This window comes from Bacillus sp. AF62 (genome assembly GCF_050312695.1).
Classification (GTDB): Bacteria; Bacillota; Bacilli; order Bacillales; family Bacillaceae_G; genus Bacillus_A; species Bacillus_A cereus.
Window position 1 is genome coordinate 18263 of sequence record NZ_JBNPJZ010000044.1, and the last position, 9712, is coordinate 27974.

Consider the following 9712-nt stretch of genomic DNA (forward strand, 5'->3'; position numbering starts at 1 on the left):
GATGAAGCAGCATCCATTTAAAATTGCATCGCTTGGTATGCAGCATATGCTGGCAATGTATGCTGGAGCAATTATCGTTCCGCTTATTGTGGGCGGTGGACTTGGTTTAAATCAAAAAGAATTAACATATTTAGTCTCAATTGATTTATTAATGTGCGGCGTTGCGACAATTTTACAAGCATTATCAAATCGCTTTTTCGGTATTGGACTTCCCGTTGTACTCGGTTGTACATTTACAGCCGTTGGACCGATGATTGCGATTGGAAAACAATACGGTGTGTCTTCTATTTATGGAGCAATTATTGCTGCTGGGTTATTCGTTGTTATTTTTGCGAAATTATTTGGAAAGCTTGTAAAACTATTTCCACCTGTTGTAACAGGATCTGTTGTTACTGTAATTGGAGTTACACTTGTTCCAGCAGCAATTAATGATATGGCTGGAGGAGTAGGAAGTAAGGATTTCGGTAGTCTTGAAAATTTAGCATTAGCATTTGGTGTGTTACTATTTATCATCATTATGTATCGTTTCTTTGATGGATTTATTCGTTCAATCTCTATTTTACTAGGTCTATTGTTCGGTACAATCGTTGCAGCGTTTATGGGGAAAGTAAGCTTGCAAGCGGTTGGAGAGGCTGATTGGTTCCATGGTATTCAACCATTTTACTTTGGTACACCAACATTTGAATTAACACCAGTTATTACGATGATTCTCGTTGCTTGTGTAGGGATTGTAGAAGCAACGGGTGTATACTTTGCATTATCTGATATTTGCAATAAAAAAATCGGTGAAAAAGAATTAACAAAGGGCTATCGAGCAGAAGGATTAGCGATGGTGTTAGGTGGTATTTTCAACGCGTTCCCATATACAACTTACTCTCAAAACGTAGGACTTGTTCAATTAACTGGAGTAAGAAATCGCGTTATTATTTATACTTGCGGTGGTATGTTAATCGTTCTTGGATTCATTCCTAAAATCGCAGCTATTACAACAATCATTCCGAAATCAGTACTTGGCGGTGCTATGCTCGCAATGTTCGGTATGGTAATGGCATATGGTATTAAAATGTTAAGTAGCGTTGATTTTGGCAAACAAGAAAACTTATTAATTGTTGCATGTTCTGTCGGAATTGGGCTTGGGGTTACAGTTGTTCCTACATTATTCTCACAACTTCCTGAAAACATTCGTATTTTAACAGATAACGGAATTGTACTTGGAAGTGCGTCAGCAGTACTTTTAAATATCGTATTTAATATGGTGCCGCAGCGTAAAGTGAAAGTAAAAGAAGAGCCGGTGTCTATGCAAAGTGCAGTAAGAGAAGCGTAAAAAAGCAAGGTCTCGTTATGAGACCTTGCTTTTCTTTTTAAGTGGCATCATTTTCCCGTAAGTACCAAGACGCCAAATGTACTCAAGTGGTCCGTATTGGTAATGTGAAAGCCACCAGCGGCTAATAAAGATTTGTAACGTGTAGAAACTAATGCAGAATATTGGTCCAACCCATAATGGAGCAGGATAATAATTTTTAAGTAATAGACCAAATACAAGTAATGTAACAATTGTATGCGAGATGTAATTTGTTAATGCCATTCGTCCAACGTATTGGAATGGACGTAATACTGTTTGCCATTTTTCTTTTTGTAATAAACGCATTAACGTGACAATGTAGAAGATGAACAATGTCTTTCCGCTTATCATCGTAATGCCCATAAGTGAAAATGGTGTGTATGGTTGATTGTTCATAAAGAAGTAAACCATAATAAACCAAATCGGTAATGTTAAAATGAACATAATGATTTGCCATTTTTTAAGTTTTGGATCTAATTCCTTAGCACGGCGGAAAATGTCTTTTTTACCGGCATATAATCCGAGTAAAAACAATCCTAGTGTTTCAGGAAGCATAATAAGATTGTTACTTATTGCTTCAGAATAGAAAGAATAGAATCTGTCTGTAATTTGTAAGCCCCAGTTTTCTAACGGCATAATGGCTATGGAAAGGCCTAGTTCATCTAGCGGCACTAATAACATGACAAGAGAACCTAATAATGTGAACAATTGCATGAAACTTAATAGTACAATTGACCATATTAAAATAGTACGTGTCTTTCTTTTGTAAAATAAAAATAAGAAAAACCCGGTAATTGCATAAGTATGTAAAATGTCACCGTCCCATAAAAGAACGTAATGTAAGAACCCGAATAATAATAAGATAAGTAAGCGGCGAACAAACAAAGTTTTTGGACGATCGGTCTTCGCCTCAGCACGATTCATAAAAATATAAAAACCTAATCCGAATAAAAACGAAAAAATTGTATAAAATTTCGTTTGAATAAACATATCGTAAAATAGGCGAATATAGCTGTCTATCCCTTCGTAAATTCCTGTAATATCACGTGAGTCAACCCCGGCAATAATTGGCCAGTTAACAAGAAAAATACCTAATACAGCTATTCCTCTAATAATATCAATGGAGTGTATCCTCTCGCCTTGTGTGAGATTTTGTGTCATTTTTTTCCTCCTTGTTAAGTAATTCCCTTTTATTATACAAAATGTAAGATGGAGGGGGTAGGGGATATTTCCATTTTTTTAAACTGTTAAGTTATGTAGGATGAGATATAATAAGAGTGCACAACAAGTTTTAACCTTTTTCAAAACAGGCAGTAAAGCTCCTTCTTATAAGGAGCTTTCTTTATGAAAAGTGTTGATAATGATTCTCTTTAATGATAAAATGTATTCAAAAGTGATAATCATTATCAAAAAAGGTTGGTGCATGAGTATGGTATATGCATTAGTAGCAAGTACAGTTGCTGTATATGCAGTTATTGCAAAGTATGTTTTAAATGGAGTAGGAACAGCAAAATGAGTGATATGACATAAAATCCCTTTCATTTGTAAAAAGAATGAAAGGGATTTTTTATTTTTAATGAGAATATGCTGAAAATTTAGTATGATAGTAAAGTGAAACTGTAATCAATGGGTAGGTGTAACTCTCACTGGTTATGAGCTCGCAATTAGCGGGGAAAAGTATATACATCTTGGGTAAAGGGGAACAAGGGGATGACAAACATAGTACAGACAAACGGTATGAAAAAACTTGTTTGTTTTTATGAAGAGTGGCAAAAACACGGCGATGCAGAGAATAGCTTAAAGTTGTTTGAAGTAATTCAAAAATATAAACGAGAGCAGCTTATGATAGCGTTCTGCGGTCACTTCTCAGCAGGGAAATCAACGATGATGAATCATCTATATAAAGCGCAGTTGTTACCAACAAGTCCAATTCCGACAAGCGCTAACGTCGTTAAAATTGAAAAGGGATTTGATCGTGTTGTTGTTACGATTAAATCTGGAGAACAGTACGAATATGACGGTGCATATTCAGCAGAAGAATTAAAGCAAATTTGTAAAGATGGCGATGAGGTAATTGGTGTTCATATTTATCGGAATGATGCACCAATTCCTGAGGGTGTTATGTTAGTTGATACACCAGGGATTGACTCAACAGATGATGCCCATCAACTAGCGACAGAATCAACGCTACATCTAGCAGACGTAATTTTTTATATGATGGATTATAATCACGTCCAATCGGAAGTGAATTTGCAATTTGTTAAAGAATTGAAACAACGTAATAAAACGGTTTATCTCGTTGTAAATCAAATAGATAAACATAAAGAAAATGAATTATCATTTGAGGATTATAAAGATAGTGTGAAACAATCGTTCTCTAACTGGGATATTGAAGTAGATGGAGTTTATTATACGTCATTACGAATGATGAACCATCCACATAATGAAATTGGAAGTTTAGAAACATTAATTACTTCTATTATGAAAGAAAAAGAGCAGTATGTAAGAGAGGGAATGGAGCGAGAAACAGAATATTTAATGGGAGAACATTTCTCGTTTATTGTTTCTGAAAATGAAAAAGCTCTTTTGACATATGAGGAAGAGTTAGCATCACCGCTTTCGATTTCAGAAATAGTTGAAAAGAAAGAAGAGCTAACGGAAACTAAACATCGCGAGGCTAGTAAAGAATCTCATGTGAGAAACGAATTTATAAAAGGTTTACAAGCTATATTAGATAACGCGTATTTAATGCCATTTGAAATGAGAGAATTGGCAAATGCATATTTAGAAACGAAATTAACAAAGTTTAAAGTTGGTTTGCTATTTGCGAAAGGAAAGACGGAGCAAGAAAAACAAAGACGTGTAGAGGCGTTTTATTCTGCCCTTCAAAAGACTGTTGAAACGCAACTTGATTTTCATGTGAAAGAATTTATTGTAGCCTTCTTAAAAGAAGAAGGATTGTTCACGGAGGAAATTGGGAAAGACATATATGCTTTAGAAATTGCTTTTGGACCAGAAATGTTAGCTGAAGTCATTAAACAAGGTGCAGGTTTCACAGGTGATTACTTACTTCTTTATACAGCGGATGTAGCGAATGAACTGAAGAAACGTTATTTTACAAAAGCACAGCAAATTTTTGATAAAAGTGCAGTCGTTTTAAAGCAAAAAGTGAAGGAAGCAGTTGCTCGTATGGAAGAAGAGATTGAAAAATATACGATGTTGCAAACGGCAAAAGAGACGGAATTACAATACAGCAACAATTTAGAGACATATGAAAGTTATTTACAAAATGTTTGGCACGAGCGTGTTGCTACACCAGAAGGATTGCAAATAGAGGAGATATTGCAACATGAAAAACAAATTGTTAGTGAGAAATTCACACTACAAGAGCAGGAAATGGTAAATGATAACGTAGTGGCTCATGAAGAAGAGATAAAAGGAACGGCAGCTTTAAATATTCAGCGTATATTAGAGAAAGTGAAGAAAGCTGAAATGATATTAGAGCCATTGCCAGCGCTGAAACATGTACAGCAAGAGGTGATAGAAAAAAGGCGTCGTGTGGAAACGAAACAATTTACAGTAGCGTTATTCGGAGCTTTTAGTGCTGGGAAATCATCATTTGCCAATGCCTTACTTGGTGAGAAGGTACTTCCTGTATCACCAAATCCGACGACGGCAACGATTAATCAAATTTTGCCGGTTACAGAGGAAAAACCACACGGAACAGTAATGGTTCAATTCAAATCAAAGCAAGCTCTATTAGAAGATATGAAAGCTGTTTATAAGCTGTTTCATTATGAGATTACTACGTTAGATGAGGCGTTAGCACAAATTGATAAAGTTATGAAATATCCTTCACCGACTGGGAAGCAAAAAACAACATTTAGCTTTTTACGAGCGGTACAAAAAGGGTATGATGCAGTTTCTACTTATTTAGGAGAACAAGTACAAGTCACATTAGAAGAGTTCTCTGATTATGTAGCGAATGAAGAAAAATCATGCTTCGTTGAGTATATGGAGCTTTATTATGATTGTGCTTTAACAAGGCAGGGAGTAGCGCTTGTAGACACACCTGGAGCGGATTCTATTAATGCTCGCCATACGGATGTTGCATTCCAGTATATTAAAAACGCAGATGCTATTTTATTTGTAACATATTATAACCATGTATTCTCTCGTGCTGATCGTGAATTTTTAATTCAGCTTGGGCGTGTAAAGGATACTTTTGCCCTTGATAAAATGTTCTTCTTAATTAATGCGGCGGATTTAGCAGAGTCTGAAGAAGAACTTGAAATGGTAAAAGGTTATATCGCAGATCAGCTACTGCAATACGGTATTAGAAATCCGCGTTTATTTGCAATTTCAAGTTTATGTGCGCTTGAAGAGAAACAAGGAAAGAATGTTGAAAAAGAGAAGTATGGTATTTTACAAAACTCTGGAATTACTAAGTTTGAGGAATCATTTACGTCCTTTATGATGAGAGATTTAATGCTTGTTTCTGTGCATGCTCTATATGGTGCGTTGCAAGGGGCAGATCAACTTTTAGTAAACATGATAAATGGTGCAAAGCAGGGGAATGAAGAGAAAGAGAAGCAAACGAAAAAATATGAAGCAGAGCGTGATCAACTACTTCATATTATTTCATCATATAGTGTACTTGCTGAAGAACAGGCGATGCAAAATGAAGTGAAAGAGTTGCTTTATTACGTGCAACAGCGTCTATTCCTACGTTATAACGATGTGTTTACTGAATTTATTAATCCGGCGTCACTTCGAACGGATGGAAATGTGAAAACACAATTGCAACAGTGTGTTATGGAATTAGTAGCATTTATTCAGCATGATTTATTACAAGAAATGCGTGCGACATCATTACGTCTTGAAAAATGGATAGACGAAGCGATGAAGCGTGCAAAGGACGAAATTGTAGTGAACTGTAAAGTAGAAAATCAATCAATTTCTATGAATGGAACAGTTGAGTATGAATATAAAGATATTACACATAAAGAACCGTTCCCTTCAGTTGAAATAAAAGATTTCAAAAAAGCACTGGCACATTTTAAAAATGAGAAAAGCTTTTTTGAAAAGAATGACAAAGCTTTTATGCAAGAAGACGCTAAATCTGTATTAGAACCGCTTGTATCAAACTATGTAGCCGATGAAAAAGATTTATTTGTCCATCATTATAAGCAAGAATGGGATATGAAGTGGAACTTATTCCAAAAAGTGATGCAACAAGATGTAATGAACTATTATGAAAGTATATTGTTTGCATTGGCTGAAACGATCGATGTATCTCTATATGAACAAAGTAAAGAACAATTGCACAATCAGTTAGTAGAGATTGAAAAAGAAATTTATGTTATATAGTCGTTATGAGAAAAAGATTCGTTCAATTTTCTTTTGCAGTACAGTATCTAAAGATTTGACAAATCCAGCAAATTCATCGGTAGAAATCATATGAGTAAGAACGAGTCGTCTGCCATCTGGTGTTTCACCGCATAAGACGAATGAAGAAAATTCGTATGTTTTATTTTCAACTACTAATTTTGGATAGGAATACGTGTCGCTTTTCTTCTTCTTTCCATCAATAGAGATGACGTTGCATTTTTTCTCATTGTTGTCCATGGTGAATCCCTCCTTTCTATTATTTATGGTAGACAAGGAGGGTTTAGAACAATAGAGATGGGGGGATTTTTTATGTCTTTTGTAATAGAACGTATTTTAAAAGAGGCTATACCGAAGTCTTTATTGCTACTTGCTGATCCAAGTGAACGGCAAATAGCTATATATGTACAAAGAGGGTTAACATACGTAGCAAAGCAAGGGGGCAGCATCATCGGTGTGTATGTTCTTTTGGAAACAAGGCCGAAGACGATGGAAATCATGAATATTGCGGTTGCAGAGCATTTGCAAGGAAAAGGGATTGGGAAGAAGCTATTAAGGCATGCCGTAGAAACTGCTAAAGGATATGGTATGTCAAAACTTGAAGTTGGTACAGGCAATTCTAGTGTTTCACAACTTGCTTTATATCAAAAATGTGGATTTCGTATTTTTTCTATTGATTTTGATTACTTTTCGAAGCATTATGAAGAAGAGATTATTGAAAATGGCATTGTATGCCGTGATATGATTCGGCTTGCAATGGAATTGAATTAGAACGTATAACTTATTTAGGGGGAAGAGAAGATGGAAGTACATAAAGCAATTACAGCACATTCTCGTAAACAAAATGAAAGTGTAAAAGCATGTTTACAATTAGATGCGCAGCGTGAAGCAGCTATTGAAGCAGCCGTATCTCTTGCGTCAAATGGGAAAGAATTTTCGGTTGATGTCATTAATGTTGTAACAAAGCAAATTAATGATCTTGCAAAAAATGGTGTTACCTTGCAGCGTAAATATGTTACAGAAGAAATGGTTATGGAGTATGTAAGTCGTTTACAAGAGAAAGAAGGTCGTTAAAGATGATAGTTACAGTCGAATGGTTACGTGAGCATATAGAAGATGAGAACGTCCGTGTAATCGATTGTCGTTTTGATTTAGCGAATCCTAATTGGGGTAGAGAAAAGTATGAAGAAGAACATATTCCTCATGCGTTATATTTTGATTTGAATTTAGATTTATCAAGTCCTATAGCAGAACATGGTGGCCGCCATCCGTTGCCAAGCATTGAAGAGTTTGCGGACAAGCTTTCGGAGGTTGGTATTGATGAACATACGACAGTAATTGCGTATGACAGTCAAGCTGGTGCAAATGCTGCTCGTTTATGGTGGTTATGTAACTATGTAGGACATGAGAAAGTATATATATTAGATGGTGGTTTCCCGGTTTGGAAAGAGAATGGACTACCGACAACAACGGAAATTTCTGTTGTTATACGAAAAACATTTAAAACAAACATACAAGATCATATGCTTGTATCGATGGAAACAGTAAGAGAGAATATCCAGGCAGGTGCAGATGTTACGTTAATTGATTCAAGAGAGCCAAAACGTTATGCTGGTGTAGAGGAACTTGTCGATCATAAAGCAGGACATATTCCGACAGCAACAAACTATTTTTGGAAGGATGGAATGTTGCAATCAGGACAATTTAAGAATGAAGCTGAGCAACAAGAACGATTCCAAAATCTGTCGAAAGATAAGGAAACCATTGTATATTGTGGTTCTGGTGTTACGGCATGTCCAAATATCATTGCGTTAAAATTGGCTGGATTCCAAAATGTTAAATTGTATGCAGGTAGCTGGAGTGATTGGATTTCTTATCCAGAAAATCAAATTGCAAAAGAAGAAGATTAATCACTTGCATGCAAAAATAATTTGTATTAAAATAAGGTCACAAGCAAGAGATTGCTCGAAAAACTTTGTATTTTACACATTGGAAACAATGTGATAATATAACGACAAGTAAATAATACATCCTGCGGTGTACGTAACTTATTTATGTCTAAAACCGATGTTAGTTATACGGAAGCTCAATATTTAGCGACCATCATCAAGCCTTCCTTGTGGAGGAAGATGTACGGTAACTGTGAGGGCATCCACCTGCGAGTAGCGGGTTTTTGGACATTTACGAGGAGCGGCACGTGCGGGGGTCTTATTTCAACTAACCTTATATAAAATTCCTACGGTGTACGTAGCTTATGCATGTCTTAAACCAATAAGTTTAATATGGAAGTTCAATATTTAAATGTAGCTAACATGCCATCTTTTTAAGAAGGAAGTTACAAACATTTGTGAGAGCATCCACCTGTGAGAGCAGGTTTATGGACATCTAGAGAGAACGGCATATGTGGGGCTATATAAAAACCTTACGTTTTATACGTAAGGTTTTTTTGTTGCATAGATATATCAATATTATCTTGATTCACCTGTGAAGTTTCCGTAATAAATGTAGCACTTTCTGTCTTCATCAATCTCTCTTGAATCCAAGGAGAATTCCATAGACATGCCGTCTCGCTGAATATATATAATATCTGAATGAAGAGATGGTAAAATTTCTTCGTAGTTCCATACATCTTGACTATCTACTAAGCTTGAACTCGTTTCACTTAGTTCTCTAATTTCAAAACCGATGTGGGAGTATGTAGGGTCTGAAGGGTCATTGGCGAAAACTTCTTTTTGAATATAAATAACTGCTGTTCCGTCTGGATCAACCGAAGTTGCAGTAACAACATAAGTATTTTTCTCTTTAATAAAATATTCACAAGTCATGCGTGCGATAATTTCAGAATTAGAAATATTGGCGTAGTTCCATAAAGCAGGATACCCTTTCGTTTCATCATTAAGTCGATATTCTAAGAACCTGTTTAAAATCTTTTTAATAAAATCGCTACACCTGCCAATAAGCAACTCTGTCTGCTATTTTCAA

Annotated in this window: 8 protein-coding genes and 2 other RNA genes; 7 read left to right on the forward strand and 3 right to left on the reverse strand. The window is 35.7% G+C overall.

The window, feature by feature from the left end; all coding sequences use genetic code 11:
- The first annotated feature begins 1 nt into the window (after position 1).
- Entirely contained in the window at positions 2 to 1324 is a 1323-nt protein-coding gene (pbuX, locus tag ACQRBL_RS07610) for a xanthine permease PbuX (protein WP_000809230.1), read from the forward strand.
- 15 nt (positions 1325 to 1339) lie between these two features.
- On the opposite strand, the gene ACQRBL_RS07615 is transcribed toward pbuX, so the two are convergent.
- A complete protein-coding gene (locus tag ACQRBL_RS07615) occupies positions 1340 to 2503 on the reverse strand; it encodes a DUF418 domain-containing protein (protein WP_411996292.1) in 1164 nt (387 codons plus the stop codon).
- Positions 2504 to 3052: 549 nt separating this feature from the next.
- Here ACQRBL_RS07615 and ACQRBL_RS07620 point away from each other — a divergent pair.
- Entirely contained in the window at positions 3053 to 6712 is a 3660-nt protein-coding gene (locus ACQRBL_RS07620) for a dynamin family protein (protein WP_411996291.1), read from the forward strand.
- Positions 6713 to 6715: 3 nt separating this feature from the next.
- Here ACQRBL_RS07620 and ACQRBL_RS07625 read toward each other — a convergent pair whose 3' ends face one another.
- Complete coding sequence (locus tag ACQRBL_RS07625) at positions 6716 to 6970, reverse strand: DUF3931 domain-containing protein (RefSeq protein ID WP_000369740.1); 255 nt, start codon at positions 6968 to 6970, stop codon at positions 6716 to 6718.
- Between the two features lie 72 nt (positions 6971 to 7042).
- Here ACQRBL_RS07625 and ACQRBL_RS07630 point away from each other — a divergent pair, with 72 nt between their 5' ends.
- The 5 genes from ACQRBL_RS07630 (at position 7043) to ssrS (ACQRBL_RS07650) (ending at position 9144) form a co-directional block, all read left to right on the forward strand.
- Positions 7043 to 7501 (forward strand): GNAT family N-acetyltransferase, encoded by a 459-nt coding sequence (locus tag ACQRBL_RS07630; RefSeq protein ID WP_000011411.1) that lies wholly within the window; start codon positions 7043 to 7045, stop codon positions 7499 to 7501.
- Between the two features lie 30 nt (positions 7502 to 7531).
- On the forward strand, positions 7532 to 7804 hold the full coding sequence (locus tag ACQRBL_RS07635; RefSeq protein WP_000451820.1) for a YpbS family protein: 273 nt from the start codon (positions 7532 to 7534) through the stop codon (positions 7802 to 7804).
- A 2-nt stretch (positions 7805 to 7806) separates the two neighbouring features.
- Positions 7807 to 8640 (forward strand): sulfurtransferase, encoded by an 834-nt coding sequence (locus ACQRBL_RS07640; RefSeq protein WP_023521523.1) that lies wholly within the window; start codon positions 7807 to 7809, stop codon positions 8638 to 8640.
- Between the two features lie 116 nt (positions 8641 to 8756).
- Positions 8757 to 8939, forward strand: a non-coding RNA gene (gene ssrS, locus ACQRBL_RS07645) — 6S RNA.
- A 21-nt stretch (positions 8940 to 8960) separates the two neighbouring features.
- Positions 8961 to 9144: non-coding RNA, 6S RNA (ssrS, locus tag ACQRBL_RS07650), on the forward strand.
- Positions 9145 to 9198: 54 nt separating this feature from the next.
- Here the strand turns inward: ssrS (ACQRBL_RS07650) and ACQRBL_RS07655 are convergent.
- Complete coding sequence (locus ACQRBL_RS07655; RefSeq protein ID WP_411996298.1) at positions 9199 to 9657, reverse strand: hypothetical protein; 459 nt, start codon at positions 9655 to 9657, stop codon at positions 9199 to 9201.
- Positions 9658 to 9712 lie beyond the last annotated feature (55 nt).